The sequence below is a fragment of the Sphingomonas sp. NFR15 genome (assembly GCF_900103265.1).
In the GTDB taxonomy this organism is placed as follows: domain Bacteria; phylum Pseudomonadota; class Alphaproteobacteria; order Sphingomonadales; family Sphingomonadaceae; genus Sphingomonas; species Sphingomonas pollutisoli.
In genome coordinates, this window is record NZ_FMWX01000003.1 from 309,173 (window position 1) to 330,434 (window position 21,262).

Consider the following 21,262-nt stretch of genomic DNA (forward strand, 5'->3'; position numbering starts at 1 on the left):
GTGCATCGTCCGTCCCTATCACCGCGCGCCGCGCGGCGCGAGCGCGCTCAGCGCGTCGGCACCGGTTCTGGGCCGGTATAGTCGTAGAAGCCGCGCTTGGTCTTGCGCCCGAACCAGCCGGCCTCGACATATTTCACCAGCAGCGGCGCCGGGCGGAACTTGGGGTCGCCGGTGCTCGTGAAGAGCACGCGGCAGATCTCCAGGCAGGTGTCGAGCCCGATGAAATCGGCGAGCGTCAGCGGCCCCATTGGATGGTTGAGCCCGAGCTGGCAGCCGAGATCGATGTCGCGCACGCTCGCCACGCCCTCGCCGAGCGCGAAGCACGCTTCGTTGAGCATCGGCATCAGCACGCGGTTGACGATGAAGCCCGGCGCGTCATTGGCGCGCACGACCTGCTTGCCGAGCGATTGCGCATAGGCTTCCACCGTGGCCACGGTCGCGTCCGAGGTGGCGAGGCCGCGGATCAGCTCGATCAGCCCCATCACCGGCACCGGATTGAAGAAATGCACCCCGACGAACCGCGCCGGATCTGGCGACGCCTGCGCGAGCCGCGTGATCGGGATCGACGAGGTGTTCGAGGCGAGGATCGCGTCGGCGCCCAGCACCGTGCCGATCTCTGCGAAGATCGCGCGCTTGATCTCCTCGCGCTCGGTCGCCGCCTCGATCACCAGCGCGCACGCGCCCATCGCGGCGACGCTCTCGACCGGTTCGATCAGCGCAAGCGCCGCGTCGCGCGCTTCGCTCGTGAGCTTTTCCTTGGTAACGAGCCGGTCCAGCGCCTTGGCGATGCCCGCCTTGCCGGCCTCGGCGCGCTCGCGCGAGACGTCGCTCAGCAGCACGCGGTAGCCGGCCTGTGCGGACACCTGCGCGATTCCCGCGCCCATCTGGCCTGCGCCGATCACACCCACTGCTTGCATCGTCCGGCCCTTCGCCTAAGAAATCCTCGCGCAAGCTTTAGCGGCATTTCGCCGACCTGCCAGCCGCTATGAAGGGGCCGTGTACCGATGTCTGCTCTCGCGCTCCTGCTGACGGTGGCGCTTCCCGTGACCGCGGCGCCGGTCAAGCCCGGTCCGTTCGCGACCTTCGGCGATTGGGCGGTGGCGTGCGACAACGCCAACCGCTGCACGCTCAGCACGCTCGATCCCGAGGAAGGCGCGCCGCCGAGCGAGGTGTTCACGGTGATGCGCGAGGCGGGGTCGCCGGGCCGCTGGAAACTGTGGCTGACCGCGCGCACCGACGAGGATCCGTTCGCGATCGAGATCGGCGGCGAGCAGGTCGGCGGGCCGTTCCGCGCCACGCCCGACGGCGCGACCATCGAAGGCGCGACCGCGCGCGAGATCGCCGCCGCGCTGCCGGGCGCGCGGCGCATCGCCGTGGTCGACGGGACGGGGCGCGAGCTGGCGCGGATCTCGCCGGACGGACTCGATGCGGCGCTGCGCTACATGGACGGCGTGCAAGGTCGCGCGGGCACGGTGACGGCGACGATCGCGCGCGGCCGCAAGCCGGAGCGCTCGGTTCCGCCGGCGCCCGCCCTGCCGATCGTCCCGGTGGCGCGGCCGGTCGGCCATCCGCCGGTGCTGACGCAGGCCCGGATCAAGGCGTTGCGGCGGCGCGCCAAATGCCCCGTCATGCGCGGCACCGCGAAGGCGCAGGTGTATTCGCTCGATCATGTGCGCAACGTCGTGCTGGTGCCGTGCCGCACGACCGGCGACAACCCAACCGAGGCGGTGTTCCTGCTCGACAAGGGCGTCGCCCGTCCCGCCCGGCTCGATGCGACGCCGGGGCTCGATGGATGGACGCGTGTGCCGCGCGTCACCAACGGGAGCTATTCGAACGGTTCGCTCTATAGTTACGCCCGCAAGGCGCGGGATGGCGATTGCGGCGTGTCGCAGCACTTCCTTTGGGACGGGCATCTGTTCCGGCTGATCGAGCAGGCGCAGATGGATGTGTGCCGGGGCAACACGACGTTTCTCAACACCTGGCGGGTGCGGCTGCAGACGAAATAGCGGTCACGGCGCGAGCCGGTTCGGCTGGGCTTCGGCGAGGATCACGGCGAAGAGATCGTCGGGATCGGTCCATTCGGCGATCGGTGTCCAGCCGCCGGCGTGGAGCAGGACGCGCGCGTCGCGCGGGCCGTATTTGTGGCTGTTCTCGGTGTGGATCGTCTCGCCGGCGGCCATCGTGAACGCGTGGCCGTCGATCGTGAAGGCGATATCGGCCTGCGCCTCCAGGTGCATTTCGATGCGCGCGCGATCGTCGTTCCAGCGCGCAACGTGGCGAAAGTCGTCCACAGGAAGCGTGGCGGCGAGTTCGTGGTTGATGCGATCCAACAGGTTGCGGTTGAAGGCGGCGGTGACGCCGGCGGCGTCGTCATAGGCGGCGGTGAGCACGCCCGCGTCCTTGATCCGGTCCATGCCGATCAGCAGCATCGCACCCTCTCCTAGCGACTGCTTCATCGCGCGCAGGAGATCGACCGACGAGGCGGGCACCATGTTGCCGATCGTCGAGCCGGGGAAGAAGCCGAGCTTGGGCGCGTCGGCGATCTGCGCGGGCAAGTTGATCGGGCGGAGGAAATCACCTTCGACCGGCAGCACGGTCAGCCCAGGGAAGGCGCCGGCGATGACCGCCGAGGATTCGCGGAGGAAATCGCCCGAAATGTCGATCGGCACATAGGCGGACGGATCGAGCGCGCGCAGCACGATCGGCGTCTTCATCGACGATCCCGAGCCGAATTCGACCAGCGCGCGGCCCGGCCCGGCGAGCGCGGCGACCTCGGGCGCGATGCGGCGCAGGATCGCGGTTTCGGTGCGGGTGGGGTAATATTCGGGCAGATCGGTGATCGCTTCGAACAGTTCCGAGCCACGCCGATCGTAGAACCAGCGCGCCGGAATCGCGCGCGGGCGCATCTTGAACCCGCGCAGCACGTCGGCGCGGAATGCCGGGTCCGCCAGGCTCGCCTGGCCGTCTTCGATTTCCTGCTTCAGCATCAGAGATCCTTGGCCAGACGCACGCCGGTGAACTGCCAGCGCTGGTGGGGATAGAAGAAGTTGCGGTAGCTCGCGCGCGCATGGCCGCGCGGCGTGGCGCAGGAACCGCCGCGCAGCACGAACTGGCCGCTCATGAACTTGCCGTTGTATTCGCCGACCGCGCCCTCGACGGGGCGGAAGCCGGGATAGGGGCGGAAGGCGCTGCCGGTCCATTCCCACACGTCGCCGAAGAATGCCGGGCCGCCCGGCGACGGGCGCGGCTCGACCGGCCCGGCGGCGTCGAGCTGGTTGCCGCCATCGGCATCGTGCGACGCGGCGGCGGCTTCCCATTCGAACTCGGTCGGCAGGCGCGCGCCCGCCCAGGTCGCATATGCGTCGGCTTCGTAGAGGCTGACATGGGTGACGGGCGCGGCGGGGTCGATCGGGCGGCGCCCGTCGAGACCGAAGCGCGTCCACACGCCATCCCGCTGTTCCCAATAGAGCGGCGCGGCGATGCCCTCCGCCTTGACCCATGCCCAGCCGTCCGACAGCCAGTGGCGCGGCTCGGCATAGCCGCCATCGGCGATGAACGCGGCCCATTCGCCGTTGGTGACGGTGCGATCGGCGATCGCGTGTGGGGTCAGCAGCGACTTGTGGCGCGGCCCTTCGCTGTCGAAGGCGAAATGCGGATCGTCATGCCCGATCTCGACCACACCGCCGCCGTTTTCGATCCAGCCGACCGGTCCGGGCATCTCGACCGGCACCTTGCGCGCGCCCGCCCAGATCGCGGGTTCGAGCGGGTTTTCCGACATCAGATGCAGGATGTCGGTGAGCAGCAATTCCTGATGCTGCTCCTCATGGTGGCAGCCCAGCCGCACCAGCTCGCGCGCGTCGTGCGGCAGGTGCGTCAGCGCGGCGACCAGCTCGGCATCGACATGCGCGCGGTAGGCGAGCACTTCATCGAGCGTCGGGCGCGTGACCATGCCGCGCCGCGCCCGGCTGTGGCGCTTGCCCTCCGCCTCGTAATAGCTGTTGAACAGGAACGGAAAGCGCTCGTCGAAACGGTGATAGCCGGCGACGAAATCGCGCAGCACGAAGGTCTCGAAGAACCAGGTGGTGTGCGCGAGGTGCCATTTGGCGGGGGAGGCATCCTCCATCGACTGGACGGTCGCATCGGCATCCGACAACGGCGCGACGAGCGCGACGGTGAGATCCCGCACGGCCGCGAACCGCGCCGAAAGCGCCTCGGGAGACGGAGACAGGCCAAGCCGCGTTCTCATGATGTTCTCCATATCGGCGCGTCGTCCGGGGTGTCAACCGGCCGCGCGCGGCCGCGTGGCTATTGGCGCGAGCCGCCCGGAACCCACAAAACGTCGCCACCAGCCGTTTGGTTCACGTACCGGCTGGCGACGAACAGATAATCCGACAGGCGGTTGAGATAGGCGAGCGCCGCCGGGTTGAGCGGCACCTGCGCCGCCGCCGCGATCGCGGTGCGTTCGGCACGGCGGACGATCGCGCGCGCGAGGTGCAGCGCCGCGCCGGGCGCGCTCCCGCCGGGCAGGATGAAGCTGGTGAGGGGGGCGAGCGTGTCGTTCATCGCGTCGATCTCGGCTTCGAGCCGCGCGACCTGTGCGGGCACGATCCGCAACGTCATCTCGGAGGGCGCGAAATCCTCGCCCGGCGTGGCGAGATCCGCACCGAGATCGAACAGATCGTTCTGGATGCGGGCGAGCGCGCCCGCCGCATCGGCACCGCCCAGCGCGACCACGGCGAGCCCGATCGCGCTGTTCGCCTCATCGACATCACCGATCGCGGCCATGCGCGGATCGGCCTTGGACACGCGCGAGCCGTCGACCAGCCCGGTGGTGCCGTCGTCGCCGGTGCGCGTGTAGATCTTGTTGAGCTTTACCAAGGGGGTGGCGCGATCAGCTTCGCGTGCCGCCGAGGACCAGGATCAGCACGATGATGAAGATCGCGATCGCCTGAAAGAAGATGCGGTACTGCATCATCCGGTTCGATTTGAGCGCGGATTCGCTGGGGCCGGTCTCGCCGCTGCGGGCGTCGGCGCTCGCGTTGAGCAGGAAGGTGGCGAGGCCCCGGATCAGCACGACCACCACCGCGATCATCGCCGCGATCAGCAAGATGGTGAGGAAAGTCATCATGCGCGCCTAGACTCGAGTTCCGGATGCGAGCGTTCCCGATCGTTCGTGTCGGGCGAGATCGGGATGCCCTCGCGCGAGCGCGTGTGGCATGTCCCTCGACTTCGCCCGGGACGAACGGGAGGGCGCACCCGTTGCGTGCGGGCTTATGTAGGCGCTCGCGGCGGCGATGCCAATGGGGCGCCGGGCGCGGGCTTGGTCGGCGGGTGTGATGCGGCTGGGTGCAACCGCTCCCCACCGTTCGTGTCGAGCGCAGTCGAGACACTTGGTGGAGTGTGTGGGGCACGTCCCTCGACTTCGCTCGGGACGAACGGGGGAGGGGGGCGTTGCGTGGCGTTGTGTTCAGGCGCTCGCGGCGGCGGTGCCGTCGGGGAGGCGGCCCGCGCGCAAGGCGGCGGCGAGCGCGATGCCGTCGGTGCCGCGGTCGCGCAGGGCCGCCAGCGTCGGGGCGCCGTCGCGCTTGGCGAGGCGTTTGCCGGCGGCGTCGGTCAGCAGCGGGTGGTGGTGGTAGCGCGGCGTCGGCAGGCCGAGCAGCGCCTGGAGCAGCCGGTGGACGTCGGTCGCGGCGAACAGATCGGCCCCGCGCACCACATCGGTCACGCCCTGCCACGCATCATCGACCGTCACCGCGAGGTGATAGCTCGCCGGAGCATCCTTGCGCGCGAGCACGACATCGCCGTGCGCCAGCGGATTGGCGGTGATGTCGCCGGCCTGCGCGTCGTCCCAGCCGAGCGGGCCGGTGCGCGCGACCGCCGCCGCCATGTCGATCCGCCAGCAATGCGGCGCGGCGGCGCGCGCGGCGGCATCCGCCGCCGACAGCCGGCGGCAGGTGCCGGGGTAGAGCGGACCATCGGGGCCGCCGTGCGGGGCGGAGAGGCTCGCGGCGATCTCGGCGCGGGTGCAGAAGCAGCGATAGAGCAGCCCCATGCCGCGCAGCCGGTCGAGCGCCGTCGTATAGGCGTCGAGCCGCGCCGACTGGCGCAGCGCCGGGCCATCCCATGTCAAGCCGAGCCAGCGCAGATCCTCCTCGATCCCGGCGATGAACTCTGGCCGGCTGCGCGTGCCGTCGATATCCTCGATCCGCAGCAGGACGCGTCCGCCGCGCGTGCGCGCGTGGTCGTGCGCGCGGATCGCGGAGGCGGCGTGGCCGATGTGGAGCCGCCCGGTCGGGCTGGGGGCGAACCGCGTGACGATCACGAAGTTCACACCGGCCCTTGACCGCGAGTCGCGCGCTGTGCTGTCATCACCACGTCATCCTAGTGGGCGAATGCCGCGCAAGGAAGCGAGGGGAACGCGTAAGTGTATCATCCCGACTTGATCCGCCACCCGGATAGCTGCCCGGCGCTGGTGCTGAACGCGGACTATACGCCGCTCAGCTATTATCCCTTGAGCATCTGGCCGTGGCAGACCGCGATCAAGGCGGTGTTCCTCGACCGGGTCGATATCGTCGCCGAATATGAGCGCGAGGTGCGCAGCCCGACCGCGAAGATCAAATTGCCCTCGGTGATCGCGCTCAAGCAATATGTGAAACCGAGCGCGTTCCCGGCGTTCACGCGCTTCAACCTGTTCCTGCGCGACAAGTTCGAATGCCAATATTGCGGCTGCGGGCGTGACCTGACCTTCGACCATATCATCCCGCGCGCGCAGGGTGGCCGCACGACCTGGGAGAATGTCGCCACCGCCTGCGCGCCGTGCAACCTCAAGAAGGGCGGTCGCACGCCCAAGCAGGCGGGCATGCCGCTCCACATCGAGGCGATCCGCCCGACGAGCTGGCAGTTGCAGGAGCACGGTCGGCGTTTCCCGCCCAACTTCCTGCACGCGACGTGGCGGGACTGGCTGTATTGGGACGTCGAGCTGGAGGCTTGATCCGTCGCCCCGGCGGAGGGCATCCCATCAAAGTCCTACTTTGATGGGGCCCGGAGGCCGGGGCCGTTGCGTTTGGTTCGAGCCGCTCGCCAAATCATTCGGCGGCCCCGGCCTGCGCCGGGGCGACGATCTGGTCAGAATGGGATTTTGAGCGTCACCTTGGCTTGCGGGTCGCCCAAGCGACCTTGATCGGCATGCGGCGAGACCGTGCTGCCGCCGGGTAGCTTCAGGCGGAACTGGCGATCCTCGACATAGCGCTCGGGGAGCGGGCGCAGGCGGAAGCTCTCGTCGCGATCCTGCCGGCCGCAGACGACGATATCGCCGTTCGTATCGGTCGGGCAGGGGGCGGGTTGGCCGGCCGCCGGTGGCGGCGGGTCGGTCGAGTTGGGCGCGGCTTGCAGGAACATCGCCATCAGTCCAAGCATCGCTTGCCCTCGCATGGTGCGGTCCGCAGCATCGTCCCCGAACATGGCGGCAAGATGGTGATCCTCTCTTTGCTGGAGAGGATGGGTTGTCCTTGACCAACCCCCCACCGCGATGCAGCATCGCCGCATGGCAGAGCTTCCCTCGATCGCGAACAATCCCGACGTGCGTTTCCTGGGCAAGCTGCTCGGCGACGTCATCCGCGCCTATGGCGGCGAGATGCTGTTCAAGCGCACCGAGTATATCCGCGCCGCCTCGGTCGATCGGCATCGCGGCGTCGCGGGGGGCGAGGTCGATCTCGGGCTCGGCAGCCTCAGCCTCGACGAGACGCTCGATTTCGTGCGCGGCTTCATGCTGTTCTCGATGCTCGCCAACCTCGCCGAGGATCGCCACGGCGTCGCCGCCGAGAAGGGCGCCGATGTCGCCTCGGCGCTCGCGCGGCTGGACGAGGCGGGGATCGACAAGGTCGCGGTGATGGCGCTGCTCGACCACGCGCTGATCGTGCCGGTGCTGACCGCGCACCCGACCGAGGTGCGGCGCAAGTCGATGATCGACCACCGCAACCGCATCGCCGAGCTGATGGCGCTGAAGGACAAGGGCCTCACCGAAACCCCGGACGGCGACGATGTCGACGAGGCGATCTACCGCCAGATCGCGCTGCTGTGGCAAACCCGCGTGCTGCGGCGCGAGCGATTGTACGTCACCGACGAGGTCGAGACCGCGCTCAGCTATCTGCGCGACGTGTTCCTGCCGACGCTGCCCGCCCTGTACCAGCGCTGGGACCGGGCGCTGGGCGCGCGCGCGCCGAGCTTCCTGCGGCCGGGAAGCTGGATCGGCGGCGACCGCGACGGCAATCCGTTCGTCACCGCCGACTCGCTCCGCACCGCGCTGGGGCGCTCGTGCGAGGCGGTGATCGGTTTCTATCTCGAGGCGCTGAGCGAACTCGGCGCCGAACTGTCGATCTCGAGCGGGCTGGCGAGCGTCGATGAATCGGTGCTGGCGCTGGCCGAGGCGAGCGGCGACACCGGGCCGAGCCGCAGCGACGAACCCTATCGGCGCGCGCTGACCGGCATCTACGCGCGGCTGGCGGCGACGCACCTCAAGCTGACCGGCAAGCCGGCGGCGCGGCCCGCGTCGGTGAAGGGCGAGCCCTATCCCGATCCGCAGGCGCTGCGCGGCGATCTCGTCGCGATCGCGCGCGGGCTGCGCGACCACGGCGGGGGGGCGCTGTCGAGCGGCGGCGCGCTCGGGCGGCTGATCCGCGCGGTCGAGACGTTCGGCTTCCACCTCGCCACGCTCGACATGCGCCAGAACAGCGCGGTGCACGAGCGCGTGGTCGCCGAGTTGCTCAAGGTGGCGGGGGTCGAGGACGATTACCTGGCCTTGAGCGAATCGCAGCGCGTGTCGCTGCTGCGCCACGAACTGTCCAACGCGCGGCCGCTGACCAGCCCGTTCGCCGACTATTCGGACGAGACGCAAAGCGAACTGGCGATCGTGCGCGCGGCGGCCGAGGCGCACGCCAAATACGGGCCGGGCTGCATCACCAACTATATCGTCTCGATGGCGCAGTCGGTGTCCGATCTGCTCGAGATCAACGTGCTGCTCAAGGAGGTCGGGCTGTACCGGCCGGGCGAGAGCCCGAGCGCGGCGATCATGGCGGTGCCGCTGTTCGAGACGATCGGCGATCTCGAGGCGGCGCCCGCGATCATGACCGAATGGTTCGCGCTGCCCGAAGCCGGGGCGATCGCGCGCGCGCGCGGCTTCCAGGAAGTGATGATCGGCTATTCCGATTCGAACAAGGACGGCGGCTATCTCACCTCGACCTGGTCGCTCTCCAAGGCCTCGACCGCGCTGAAGGCGGTGTTCGAGAAGGCCGGGGTCGGCATGCAGCTCTTCCACGGGCGCGGCGGCGCGGTCGGGCGTGGCGGCGGCTCGTCGTTCGCGGCGATCCGCGCGCAGCCCGACGGCACTGTGCAGGGCCGCATCCGCATCACCGAACAGGGCGAGGTGATCGCGGGCAAATACGGCACGCGCGAGAGCGCGATGGTCAATCTCGAGGCGATGACGGCGGCGACGCTGCTCGCCACGCTCGAGCCGGTTTCCGTCTCGGCGGCGGACCAGGCGCGCTTCTCAGGCGCGATGGAGCGGATCTCGCAGGATGCGTTCACCGCATACCGCGACCTCGTTTATGGCACGGAGGGGTTCCGCACCTTCTTCCGCCAGATGACGCCGCTGACCGAGATCGCGGGGCTAAAGATCGGATCGCGCCCGGCGAGCCGCACCAAATCGGACAAGATCGAGGATCTGCGCGCGATTCCCTGGGTGTTCAGTTGGGCGCAGGCGCGGGTGATGCTGCCGGGCTGGTACGGGGTCGGGCAGGCGCTCAACCGTTTCGAGGACAAGGGGCTGATCGCCGAGATGGCGCAAAGCTGGCCGTTCTTCGCGGCGATGCTCGGCAACATGGAGCAGGTGATCGCCAAGTCCGACATGGGCATCGCCGAACGTTATGCCGCTTTGGTCGAGGACCGCGCGCTCGCGCAGGCGATCTTCCCGCGCATTCGCGACGGCTGGCAGGTGACCTATGATGCTTTGTTGGCGGCGACCGGGCAGTCGCATCTGCTGGAAAAGCATCCGGCGCTGGATGCGTCGATCCGGTTGCGGCTGCCGTATATCGAGCCGCTCAACATGTTGCAGATCGAACTGATCAAGCGGCGGCGCGCGGGCGAGGAGGACGAGCGGGTCGGGGTGGGGATTCTGCTGTCGATCAACGCGATCGCGACGGCGTTGAGGAATTCTGGCTAGGCGCGCAAGCGATCAGCGAAGCTGATCACGCGCCCGGCGCAGCCGGAGCCTAGCCCGGCCGGCGGCGCTACAGCGCCGACCGACGACGCGGCTTTGCCGCGGCGGGTTTATGCTCCCGGACATTGTGCGTCGGGCGTGTCCCTCGACTTCGCTCGGGACGAACGGCTGGGGGTGGCCCACTCCGGCGTTCCGGGCGGGGCCCGCCCTTCGATACGCTACCTCGCTACGCCTGCGGGCTACTCGGCAGCTACTCAGGGCGAACGGTGTGTTGGGCGAACCGGACCTTGCCTTACCGTTCGTGCTGAGCTTGTCGAAGCACGGGCGTCGGGCGACGCGCTCGGGGCACGTCCCTCGACTTCGCTCGGGACGAACGGGTGGGGAGTGGCTCACTTCGGTGTATCGCCTGGGGCCTGCCCTTCGATACGCTACCTCGCTACGCCCTGCGGGCTACTCGGCAGCTACTCAGGGCGAACGATGTGGGGAACGAACCGGATCCGCCTTACCGTTCGTGCCGAGCTTGTCGAAGCACGGGCGTCGGGCGACGCGCTCGGGGCACGTCCTTCGACTTCGCTCAGGACGAACGGGGTGGAGAGGCGGCGCGCTCCGCTCACCCACTCACGCTCTCGCCTATGCACGGCGCCCGTTCAGCTCGCCGCGAACACCCCGCACGCGATGCGGCCGCCGCTGTTGCCCGAGGGATCGGTCATCAGATCATCGGGCTTGGCGTGCACCACCAGCGCCGAGCCGTCGGCGTCGAGCAGGCCGGCCATCGTCGCGCCGGGTACGGTCACGCCGATCGTGCCGCGGCCGTCGGCGCCGATCACGAGGTTGGGGAGGTCGCCTTCGTGGGGGCCTTGCGGGTTCATCGAACCGTGCTTCATGGCCGTGGGGTTCCAGTGGCCGCCGGCGCTCGCGAAATCGGGGGTGTCGCATTTGCCGGTCGTGTGGACGTGCGCGCCGTGGGTGCCGGGCGGCAGCGCGTTGGCGTCGATGGTGATGCGCAGACCCCCCGAGACCTCGCTCGCGGTGGCGCGGCCGACGTCGGCGCCGTCGGCGGTGCGCAGCATCGCGACCGCGCGCGCGCCCTGCGGCGTCGGTGCGCCGAGCGCGGCCTTGTCGTCATGGCACGCCGCCAAGGCGAGCGTGGCGGCGAGGCCGCCGGCGATGATCGCGATCCGCATGTCCGTCTCTCCTGTTCGCGCTGACCCGTCAGGCTTAACGCCAACCGTCTCGCATGCAATCCGTTCCGATCACCTGCGATCGGTCTTGAAGCTGATCGCGAGGCCGTAGAAGCGCGGCTCGCCGCCGATGAAGGTCGGCAGGCCGAGCGAATCGCCGGTGTTGCCGGCATCCTTGATGTATTTCTTGTCGAACAGGTTGGTGACGAACGCCTCGAGCCGCCACACGCCGCCCTTGGGTTCGATGCCGAGCCGCGCGTCGACGAGCGCATAGCCCTTCTGATATTCGTCCTGGATCAGATCGGGGATCAGGTTCCTGGCCTGGAGCGCGGGCTTGTCGTTGTCGTCGTCGAAGAAGATGCTCGACTGATAGGTGACGCTCGGCGTGAAATCGACCGTGACCGGGCCGGCGGGCAGCTTGGCGATGAAGCCCGCCGACAGCGCGTTGTCGGGCGAGAGGCGGAAGCGGTTGCCCTTGCGCGCGCCTTCCTTGAAGCGGCCGTGGCTGTACGAATAGGTGCCGAACAGCGTCAGCGCCTTCATCGGCACGTAGCGGATCTGGCCTTCGAAGCCGTAGCTTTCGGCCTTGCCGGCATTGGTGGTGATGAATTGCGTGCCGACCTGCTCGGTGGTCTGGAAGTTGTTGTATTTGTAATAGAATACCGATCCGTCGGCGAACAGGGTGCGGCCGAGCAGCGCGGATTTGGCGCCGACTTCGAAGCTGTCGACCGTCTCGGCGGGGAGCAGCCTGAAGTTGGGCGCGCCGTACGGCGTGCTCGGCGCGGAGACGCTCAGCACCTCGGGGCGGCGGCCGCGCGCATAGGTCGCGTAGAGGTTGAGATCGTGGGTCGCGGCGTAACGCGCGGTCGCGCGCCAGGTCAAGCCGTCGTCCTTCGAGCCTTGCGTGACGCGCGATCCGTTGCCGGCGGTCGGTTGCGCGCCGAGGCCGAACAGCGGGAAGGCGGCGGAGACCGGCGCGTTGGCCGCGCCCGGCGTCGCCAGCCCGGTCAGCAAGGCGTTGAGCGCGAGCAATTGCGGGGTCGGGTTGCCGCCGGCGGCGGCGGTCGCCTGCGCGGCGGCCTGGAGCGACTGGGCGGCGATGACGCCGCCGAGGATCGAGCGGTTGTTGAGCGCCACGCTGATGCCGGTGCGCTTGTCATCATGCGAATAGCGGATGCCGCCGCCGAGATCGAGCTTGTCGGTGACGTGCAGCGTCACGTCCCCGAACACGTCGATGCTGTTGGTGCGCGCGGTGTTGGTGTTGGTTTCGAGATGCGCGGTCTGCAGGTTGTTGGCGATGCCGGCGGCGACGGGCGCGGGCAGCCCGAAGCCGCGCTGCAGGATGTTCGCCGCGAACGCGGCGCTGTCGATGATCGCGATCGGCGCGGGGGCGTTGGCGGCACGGCCCGGGATCAGCCCGCCGCCGGCGAGCACGCCCGGCGTGCTCGCATCGGCGAGCCGCGCCAGCACCGCGCGTTCGTCGAACTGGGCGGGCGCGCGCTGCGAGCCGTCCTCGTGGAAATAGGTGCCGCCGACGAACGCGTCGAGCGTATCGCCCTTATAGGCGAGGCGCAGCGTCGCCATCGTCTGGTTGCCGCGCGCATCCTCGGCGGCGGTGAGCAGCGGCAGCGAGATGCCGTCCGCGTCGAACACTTCCTCGCCCGCGAAACGCCGGTACGATCCCGTCGCGTTGAGCGACCAATGGTCGTCGAAATCGTAATTGGCGATGCCGGTCGCGCTCCAGACATGGCGTTCGAGGCCGAGCGGCTTGCCGCCTTCGAACCCGCTCGGCGTGGCGAGCGCCGCGCCCGAATTGCGGCCGGTGTCGCCCAGGATCGCGCCGGTCGTGGGGTTGGTGGGCAGGAAGGCGATCGACTTGAACGACGTGCCGGTCGCCGAATCCTGCTCGTAATTGCCGATCAGGTCCACGGTGAGCCGGCCCGGCGCCCAGTGGAGCGAGCCGCGGATGGCGTCGCCCTGGTTGGAATTGAAATTGTCGCTTTCGCCGCCACCGAGCAGGTTCTCGACATAGCCGTTGCGCTTCTTGCTGCGCGCCGCGACGCGCACCGCGAGCGTGTCGGTGAGCGGCACGTTGACGGTCGCGTCGAGCCGGTAGGCGGCGTAATTGCCGTAGGAGCCGTAGAAATAGCCGTAGGGCGCGGCCGGATCGGCCTTGGCGGTGACGATGTTGACCGCGCCGATCAGCGCGCCGCGCCCGTACAGCGTCGATTGCGGCCCCTTGGCGATCTCGATGCGCTCGAGATCGAACAGTTCGACATAGGAGCCCCGCGACTTGGAGATCGAGACGCCGTCCTGGAATACCGACACGCGTGGCTCGACATAGGAGCTGCCGTCGTCCGAGGTGATGCCGCGCATCACGAAGCCGGGGTTGTTGGGCGACTGGTTCTGCACGACGAAGCCCGGCACGTAGCGCGAGAGCTTGTCGAGCTCGGTGATGCCGAGTTCGTCGAGGAATTCGCCCTTGTACGCGGTGAGCGCGAAGGGGACCGTCATCGCGGTCTGGGGCGCGAGCTGCGCGGTGACGATGATGTCGTTGCCGGTGTCGGCATCCTGCGCGGGCGTTGTCTCGGGGGCGGGCGCGGGGGCGGCGGGCGCGGCGTGGGCGGCGGCCGTCGCGGCGGCGATCGCGGACAGGCTGGCGAGCGCGTGGAACGTCTTGCGGATCATCGTTAAGGCCCCCGATTATTATCCTTTCGCCCTAGGCGCGATCCGTGACGCTTTCGTTGCGGTCGGGCCGCGTCGCGCGCGCGGAACGACTCCGCGTGCCACACATTGAATCGGTCTCGCAACTAAGGGAACCATCGGATGCCGGCACGCGCATATTGGCAGGGGCAGATCCGGCTCGCGCTGGTCTCGATCCCGGTCGAGATCTACAGCGCGACCAAATCGGGTGCGGCGATCAGCTTCAAGCAGATCCACGAGCCGACCGGCAAGCCGATCCATTACGAGAAGGTCGTCACCGGGATCGGCCCGGTCGATACCGACGAGATCATGAAGGGTTTTGAGTTCGAGAAGGGCAATTTCGTGCTGCTCGAACAGGACGAGATCGACGCGGTGAAGCTCGAATCGAAGAAGACACTCGAGCTGACCCAGTTCGTCGATGCCGAAGAGATCGACGTGCTCTATTATGAGAAGCCCTATTTCGTCGTCCCCGCCGACGATCTCGCCGAGGAGGCGTTCATCGTGCTGCGCGAGGCGTTGCGGCGCACCAGGAAGGTCGGGCTGGGGCAGCTCGCGATGCGCGGGCGCGAATATGTCGTCAGCCTGAAGCCGTGCGGGCGCGGCATGGTGCTGGAGACGCTGCGCTATGCCGACGAGGTCAACAAGGCGCAGGGCTATTTCCGCGACATTCCGGACAGCAAGCCCGACGAGGATCTGCTCGATCTCGCCGAGACGTTGATCGCGAAGAAATCCGGGCCGTTCCACCCGCAGGAATTCCACGACCGCTATGTCGATGCGCTGCGCGATCTGGTCGAGCGCAAGCGCAAGGCCAAGGGCGGCAAGATCATCGAGGATGCCGAGGGCGACGCGCCGAGGAAGGGCGGATCGAACGTGGTCGATCTGATGGCGGCGCTCAAGAAATCGGTCGAGAAGGGCGGCGGCGCGGCGGCTGCGCCGGCCAAGAAGGCGCCGGCGCGCAAAGCTCCGGCGAAGAAGCGTGCTTGAGGGCGGCGGCGCGCGCCAACCTGCTCCCCTCCCTGAAAGGGAGGGGCTGGGGGTGGGTCGGCCCGTGGCGGGTGTCGCGCTCCACCGAGAGCAACCCACCCCCGCCCCCTCCCTTCCAGGGAGGGGAGAGTGAGCACCGATCCGCTCGCCCGCTACAACGCCAAGCGCGATTTCGCGAAGACCGCCGAGCCGGCCGGGACGCTCGAACCCGGCCACGGCAACCGCTTCATCGTCCAGAAGCATGACGCGACGCGGCTGCACTGGGATTTCCGGCTCGAAATCGACGGCGTGCTCAAAAGCTGGGCGGTGACGCGCGGGCCGAGCCTCGACCCCAACGAGAAACGGCTGGCGGTGCGGACCGAGGACCATCCGCTCTCCTATGCCGATTTCGAGGGGACGATTCCGGCGGGCGAATATGGCGGCGGCACCGTGATGCTGTGGGACAGCGGCACCTGGGCGCCGATCGCGGGCAAATCCGCGAAGGATCTGGAAAAGGGGCATCTCCACTTCATCCTCGATGGCACGCGGATGAAGGGCGAATGGCTGCTGATCCGGCTGAAGCCGCGCGGCAGGGAGAAGGGCGAGAACTGGCTGCTGCGCAAGATCGACGACGCCGATGCCGGCGCGACCGATGCGCTGGTGGAAGGCGCGCTGACCAGCGTGACGACCGGGCGAACGATGGCGGAGATTGCCGAGGGGGTGAAGCCAAAAGCGTCGCCCCGGCGCAAGGGCACCCCGCAAAGTATTACTTTGCGGGGACCCCGGAGGCCGAGGCCGGCCAAGGGGGACACGCAACCGAAGTCCCGCGCCAAACCCAGCGGCCCCGGCCTGCGCCGCGGCGACGTGGGGTTCCAGCCGCTTCAACTCGCCACGCTCGTCGATTCGGTCCCTGCCGGTTCGGGCTGGCTGCATGAGGTGAAGTATGACGGGTATCGCGCGCTCCTCGCCATCGCGGGGGGCAAGGCCAAGGTGTTCACCCGTTCGGGGCTCGACTGGACCGATAAGTTCGCCGGCATCGCCGAAGCCGCCGCCGCGCTCGACGTGGACGATGCGCTGATCGACGGCGAGATCGTCGCGTTCAAGGACGGGCGCCCCGATTTCTCGACGCTCAAGGATGCGATCTCGTCCGGCGGCGACATGACCTTCTTCGCGTTCGATCTGCTCGCGCTCAACGGCGAGGATCTCACCAAGCTGCCCAATCTCGATCGCAAGGAGCGGCTGCGCCCGCTCATCAGCGGCGACGACGCGCGGATCCAGTTCGCCGAACATATCACCGGCAGCGGCGAGCAATTGTTCGAGACGATGTGCCACGAGGGGTTCGAGGGCGTCGTCTCGAAGCGCGCCGATGCGCCCTATCGCGGGCGGCGCACGGCCGACTGGCTCAAGACCAAATGCATCCGCCGGCAGGAGTTCGTCATCGTCGGCTGGCTGCCCTCGGACAAGGGGCGCGGGTTTCGTTCGTTGCTGCTCGGGGTGAACGGCGCGGATGGGCTGGTCTATGCGGGCAAGGTCGGCACCGGCTTCGATGCGGCGTTGATCGACGCGCTTTCGGCCAAGCTCGCGCGCATCGAGCGCAAGACGGCGACCGTCACCGCACCGCGCGCGGCGGTGCGCGGCGCGCATTGGGTCAGCCCCAAATTGGTCGCCGAGGTCGCCTTCGCCGAGACGACGCCCGACGGCGTGCTGCGGCATTCGAGCTTCATCGGGCTTCGCGAGGACAAGGCGGCGAAGGATGTGGTGGCCGAGGTGCCGGTCGCGGTGCCCGCCTCCAATGCGGCGGCGACCCCTGAGATCCATGTCACGGTGAGCAGCCGCGACCGGCTGATCTTCCCGGATTCGGATGTGACCAAGGGCGACCTCGCCGACTATTACGCGCAGGTCTCGCCGATCATGCTGCCGTGGGCCGCGAACCGCCCGGTCAGCCTGGTGCGCTGCCCGCAGGGGCGCGGCAAGGCGTGTTTCTTTCAGAAGCATGACGCGGGCAGTTTCGGCGACCATGTCCATCAGGTGCCGATCCGCGAGAAGGACGGATCGACCGAGAATTACCTTTATGTCGATGACGTCGACGGCCTCGTCGCCTGCGTGCAGATGGGCACGATCGAATTCCACGGCTGGGGATCGTCGGTCGCTACGCTCGAACAGCCCGACCGGATGGTGTTCGATCTCGACCCCGACGAGGGGCTCGGTTTCGACGTGGTGCGCAAGGCGGCGGAAGACCTCAAGGATCATCTCGCCGACATCGGCCTCACCAGCTTCGCGATGCTGTCGGGAGGCAAAGGCGTGCATGTCATCGTGCCGCTGACGCCGCAGGCCGAGTGGCCGGCGGTGAAGGATTTCGCCGACCGCTTCTCGCGCGCGCTCAGCGCGGCCGAGCCCGAACGGTTCGTCGCGACCATGTCCAAGGCGAAGCGCAAGGACCGCATCTTCATCGACTGGCTGCGCAACCAGCGCGGCGCGACCGCCGTGCTCCCCTATGTCGCGCGGGCGCGCGCCGGCGCGCCGGTGGCGGCGCCCGTGAGCTGGGCCGAATTGCGCGACATCGACCGCGCCAATCGCTGGGGCGTGCGCGACGCGGCCGAACTGGTGACGCGCGCGCGGTCACGCGCGCTCGCCGGCTGGGGCTTCGCCGATCAGGTGCTGCCCGATCTGTGAACGCGGTTGCGCGCGCGGCGGCTTTGTGGGACGCCGCGCTGCGATGCCAAGGGCGATGACGAGGGGCGTGACAGTGCCGACGCGAAAGCCTGAGTCGTGGCGCCGCTGAGCGCGACGAGCCTGTTCGATCCGTCGATCCACGCCAGGCGCTGGATCGACGACTATTGCGCGCGGCGTCGCGCCGGCGACGTGCTGTGCGACACGCGCGAAAGCGCGGCGTGGGCGGCAATGTTCGAGGAAGTCGCCACCGTCGCCGGCGACGATCTCGGCCAGGCGCGCGAACGCGTCCAGCATCATGCCGAGGATATCGGCACCGGTTTCAGCATCCCCGGCGACACCGAGGAGCGGCCCTGGCCGCTCTCGCCGGTGCCGCTGCTGATCGGGAGCGCGGAATGGGCGCACATCTCCGCCGGGGTGGTCCAGCGCGCCGAGCTGCTCGAACACGTCGTCGCCGATCTCTACGGCGGGGCCAAGCTGGTCGAAAAGGGGCTGATCCCCGCGACGCTCACCGCCGGCAGCCCGTTCTACCTGCGGCCGATGGCGGGGCTGCGCCCACCCGGCGACCACCATCTCTATTTCGTCGCCTTCGATCTCGGCCGCGGGCCGACCGGCGAGTGGCGCGTGCTCGCCGATCATCTGCGCGCGCCCGCCGGCGCGGGCTATGCGCTGGAAAACCGGCTCGCCATCAGCCGCGCGTTCGGCGGGCTTCAGGCCAAGCTCAACATCGAGCGGCACGCGCCCTTCTTCGCCGCGTTCCGCGATGGCCTCGCCGCCGCGTGCCGGCGCAGCGAGCCGCGCATCGGGCTGCTGACGCCGGGGCGCTACAGCATCTCCTATGCCGAACAGGCGCATCTCGCGCGCTATCTCGGCTTCCTGTTCGTCGAGGGCGCCGATCTCGCGGCGCTCGAGGATAAATTGTATGTCCGCACGATCGGCGGGCTCAAGCGCATCGACGCGATTTGGCACCGGATCGACCCGCGCTTCCTCGATCCGCTCGCGCTCGATTCGCATTCGCAGATCGGCGTGCCCGGACTGGTCGATGCGATGGCGGCGGGCAACGCCGTCGTCGCCAACGCGCCGGGCGCGGGCGTGCCCGAATCGGCGGCGTTCGCGGCGTTCCTGCCGCGCATCTGCGCGCGCGAGACCGGACGCGACCTGATCCTCCCCAACATCGCGACCTGGTGGTGCGGGCAGGACCGCGCGCGCGCCACCGTGATCGAGGATATCGACAATCTGCTGATCGGCCCCGCGTTCGGCGTGCGGCCGCTCGGGCTCGACGGCCTCGCTCCGGTGCCCGGCGCGGAGATCACCGGCGCGGCGCGCGATCGGCTGTTCGCCGACATGGCGCTGCGCCCGCAGGATTATGTCGGGCAGGAGATCGTGCGGCTCTCGACCATGCCGGTCGTCACCGAGGCGGGGCTGGTGCCGCGCCCGTTCACGCTGCGCGTGTTCGCGGCGCGCGGGGCCGATGGGCACTGGACGGTGATGCCGGGCGGTTTCGCGCGGATCGGCGCCGCGCCCGACGTGCGCGCCTCGGTGATGGGGGAGGGCACCTGGTCCGCCGATGTCGCGATCCACGGGCCGGAGCCGGTCGACGCGGTCTCGCTGCTGCCGCCCGCCGACACCGTCCATATCCGCCGCAACCCCGGCACGCTGCCGAGCCGCGTCGCGGACAATTTCTTCTGGCTGGGCCGCTATCTCGAACGCGGCGAGGCGTTGCTCAACATCATCCGCGTGATGCTCGGCAATTCGATCGACGCCGATGCCGGTGGTGCGCTCGGACCCGAGACGATCGGACGGCTGGTCGCGCTGGTCGTCAACGGTGGCGGCGCGACCGCGCCCGCCAGCCTCAAGCGCGGCGACCTGATGCAGTTCGTCCGCACCGCGCTGGAGAGCGAGGAGACGCATAGCGTCCGCGCGATCAACCGGCTCGCGCGCGGGATCGGCAAGGGGTCACGCGACCGGCTCGCGGCGGATTTCGTGCGGCTGCTCGACGCGCCTTACCCGACGCGCGGCGGCATGCTCGATCGCACCGGATCGCTCCAGCGCCGCTATGCCGCGCTCGCCGGGCTGTCGGCCGAACATATGGGGCGCACCGCCGCCTGGCGCTTCCACGATCTCGGCCGCCGCATCGAGCGCGCGCTGACGATGGCGCGCGCGGTGCCGGCGTTCGGCATGGCGGGCACCGGCAGCGACGATCTTTCGACGCTGCTCGACCTCGCCGACAGCCAGATCAGCTATCGCCAGCGCTATCTGACCGGAATCGCGCGCGTGCCGGTGGTCGATCTCGTCGCGCTCGATCCGGGCAACCCGCGCAGCCTCGCCTATCAGATCGAGCGGATCGTCGAACATCTGCGCGCGCTGCCGGTTCTCGGCGACGACGGGATGGAGGAGGACCAGCAGGCGCAGGCCAACACGCTGCTCGCCGGCGTGCTCACCGCCAACGCCGCGCGGCTGAGCGAGCCGGTGCTCAAACAGGTCGAACGGCGGCTGTACGGCCTGTCCGACGCGATCGCCCGTCGCTATTTCCTGCAGGGTGCCGAGCCGCTGCGCGCGGCGGGGATGACGCTGGCGTGAGCGGGCGCGAGAGGTGGCGCGGATGATCTACGACATCCGCCACATCACCCGGTTCGATTATCAGGGATCGGTGCGGTTCGCGCGCTGCAACCTGCGGCTGAAGCCGATCGGCTGGCCGGGGCAGACGCTGCTCGACTATACGCTGGCGATCTCGCCCTCCGGCCGCACCTTCCCGGCGCGCGCGGAGGCGGGGCTCGCGCTCGTCATGCGGCTGGTGGTCGAAGACCCGGTCAAGTTCCTGTCGATCGAGAGCATCTCGCGCATCGCGGTCGATCGGCCTGTGCCGGTGCCGTCGCCCGACGACCCCACGCTCGCCGAGGTCGCCGCCGCCGCGCGCGCCAGCCGCGATCCTTCGGCGGCGGGGCCGGCGGCCTATCTGTTCCCGTCCCCCCGGATCGCGCTCGACCGCGAGATCGGCGATTGGTGCGCGGTCGATCTCGATCCCGATCGCGGGGTGCTCGAAGCCGGCATGGCGCTCGCGCGGCGAATCCGCCGCGAGTTCCGGTTCGATCCCGAGGCGACGCTGATCGACACCAGCCCGCACGAAGCCTTCGTCAAGCGCGCGGGCGTGTGCCAGGATCTCGCGCAGATCATGATAACCGGACTGCGCACCGCCGGGCTGCCCGCCGCTTACGCCTCCGGCTATATCCGCACGATCCCGCCGCCGGGCAAGGCGCGGCTGGTCGGCGCCGACGCGACCCATGCGTGGGTGCTCTTGTGGTGCGGCGCGCGGATCGGCTGGGTCGGGCTCGATCCCACCAACGGCATCTGGATGGCGAACGACCATATCGTCATGGCGATCGGCCGCGATTACGGCGACATCGCGCCGATCGACGGCATCGTGCTCGGCGCGGGCGCGCAGAAGCTCGACGTGAGCGTGGATGTCGCGCCGCGGATGGAGGAAGCGGCGGCGTAACGCTCTCTGCCCCGTTCGCCCTGAACTCGTCGAAGG

Annotated in this window: 16 protein-coding genes; 7 read left to right on the plus strand and 9 right to left on the minus strand. The window is 69.1% G+C overall.

Annotation, left to right across the window (positions count from 1 at the left end):
- Positions 1-47: 47 nt before the first annotated feature.
- On the minus strand, positions 48-917 hold the full coding sequence (locus BLS81_RS09495) for a 3-hydroxyacyl-CoA dehydrogenase NAD-binding domain-containing protein (RefSeq protein WP_093223354.1): 870 nt from the start codon (positions 915-917) through the stop codon (positions 48-50).
- Between the two features lie 87 nt (positions 918-1,004).
- Here BLS81_RS09495 and BLS81_RS09500 point away from each other — a divergent pair, with 87 nt between their 5' ends.
- Positions 1,005-2,006, plus strand: a complete 1,002-nt coding sequence (locus BLS81_RS09500) for a DUF1176 domain-containing protein (protein ID WP_093223355.1) — start codon at positions 1,005-1,007, stop codon at positions 2,004-2,006.
- Between the two features lie 3 nt (positions 2,007-2,009).
- Here the strand turns inward: BLS81_RS09500 and egtD are convergent, their stop codons facing one another.
- From egtD to gluQRS, 5 genes are all read right to left on the minus strand, one after another.
- Positions 2,010-2,987, minus strand: a complete 978-nt coding sequence (egtD, locus tag BLS81_RS09505) for an L-histidine N(alpha)-methyltransferase (RefSeq protein WP_093223357.1) — start codon at positions 2,985-2,987, stop codon at positions 2,010-2,012.
- Entirely contained in the window at positions 2,987-4,246 is a 1,260-nt protein-coding gene (egtB, locus tag BLS81_RS09510) for an ergothioneine biosynthesis protein EgtB (RefSeq protein ID WP_093223744.1), read from the minus strand. Before egtB ends, egtD begins: the two co-directional genes overlap by 1 nt.
- Before the next feature lie 59 nt (positions 4,247-4,305).
- A complete protein-coding gene (locus BLS81_RS09515) occupies positions 4,306-4,878 on the minus strand; it encodes a cob(I)yrinic acid a,c-diamide adenosyltransferase (RefSeq protein ID WP_093223358.1) in 573 nt (190 codons plus the stop codon).
- A gap of 13 nt (positions 4,879-4,891) precedes the next feature.
- Entirely contained in the window at positions 4,892-5,125 is a 234-nt protein-coding gene (locus BLS81_RS09520; RefSeq protein ID WP_371128265.1) for a twin transmembrane helix small protein, read from the minus strand.
- Positions 5,126-5,467: 342 nt separating this feature from the next.
- Positions 5,468-6,331: a tRNA glutamyl-Q(34) synthetase GluQRS gene (gene gluQRS / locus BLS81_RS09525; protein ID WP_093223361.1), complete on the minus strand. Its 864-nt coding sequence runs from the start codon at positions 6,329-6,331 to the stop codon at positions 5,468-5,470.
- Positions 6,332-6,424: 93 nt separating this feature from the next.
- Between gluQRS and BLS81_RS09530 the strand changes: the two genes are divergently transcribed.
- Positions 6,425-6,991, plus strand: a complete 567-nt coding sequence (locus BLS81_RS09530) for an HNH endonuclease (protein WP_093223363.1) — start codon at positions 6,425-6,427, stop codon at positions 6,989-6,991.
- Between the two features lie 134 nt (positions 6,992-7,125).
- Here the strand turns inward: BLS81_RS09530 and BLS81_RS09535 are convergent, their stop codons facing one another.
- A complete protein-coding gene (locus BLS81_RS09535; protein WP_093223364.1) occupies positions 7,126-7,461 on the minus strand; it encodes a hypothetical protein in 336 nt (111 codons plus the stop codon).
- Positions 7,462-7,543: 82 nt separating this feature from the next.
- On the opposite strand from BLS81_RS09535, the gene ppc reads away from it, so the two are divergent.
- Complete coding sequence (ppc, locus tag BLS81_RS09540) at positions 7,544-10,216, plus strand: phosphoenolpyruvate carboxylase (protein WP_093223365.1); 2,673 nt, start codon at positions 7,544-7,546, stop codon at positions 10,214-10,216.
- Between the two features lie 644 nt (positions 10,217-10,860).
- On the opposite strand, the gene BLS81_RS09545 is transcribed toward ppc, so the two are convergent.
- On the minus strand, positions 10,861-11,397 hold the full coding sequence (locus BLS81_RS09545; protein WP_093223367.1) for a superoxide dismutase family protein: 537 nt from the start codon (positions 11,395-11,397) through the stop codon (positions 10,861-10,863).
- Between the two features lie 69 nt (positions 11,398-11,466).
- The gene (locus BLS81_RS09550; protein ID WP_093223368.1) at positions 11,467-14,082 is read right to left on the minus strand and encodes a TonB-dependent receptor; all 2,616 of its coding nucleotides are present in this window, start codon (positions 14,080-14,082) and stop codon (positions 11,467-11,469) included.
- A gap of 138 nt (positions 14,083-14,220) precedes the next feature.
- Here BLS81_RS09550 and BLS81_RS09555 point away from each other — a divergent pair, with 138 nt between their 5' ends.
- The 4 genes from BLS81_RS09555 to BLS81_RS09570 all read left to right on the plus strand — a co-directional run bounded on the left by BLS81_RS09555 (position 14,221) and on the right by BLS81_RS09570 (position 21,226).
- Complete coding sequence (locus BLS81_RS09555) at positions 14,221-15,081, plus strand: non-homologous end joining protein Ku (protein WP_093223370.1); 861 nt, start codon at positions 14,221-14,223, stop codon at positions 15,079-15,081.
- A 129-nt stretch (positions 15,082-15,210) separates the two neighbouring features.
- On the plus strand, positions 15,211-17,733 hold the full coding sequence (gene ligD / locus BLS81_RS09560; RefSeq protein ID WP_093223371.1) for a DNA ligase D: 2,523 nt from the start codon (positions 15,211-15,213) through the stop codon (positions 17,731-17,733).
- A gap of 96 nt (positions 17,734-17,829) precedes the next feature.
- On the plus strand, positions 17,830-20,310 hold the full coding sequence (locus BLS81_RS09565; protein WP_176787112.1) for a circularly permuted type 2 ATP-grasp protein: 2,481 nt from the start codon (positions 17,830-17,832) through the stop codon (positions 20,308-20,310).
- A 22-nt stretch (positions 20,311-20,332) separates the two neighbouring features.
- Positions 20,333-21,226, plus strand: a complete 894-nt coding sequence (locus BLS81_RS09570; RefSeq protein WP_093223373.1) for a transglutaminase family protein — start codon at positions 20,333-20,335, stop codon at positions 21,224-21,226.
- The last annotated feature ends 36 nt before the right edge of the window (positions 21,227-21,262 follow it).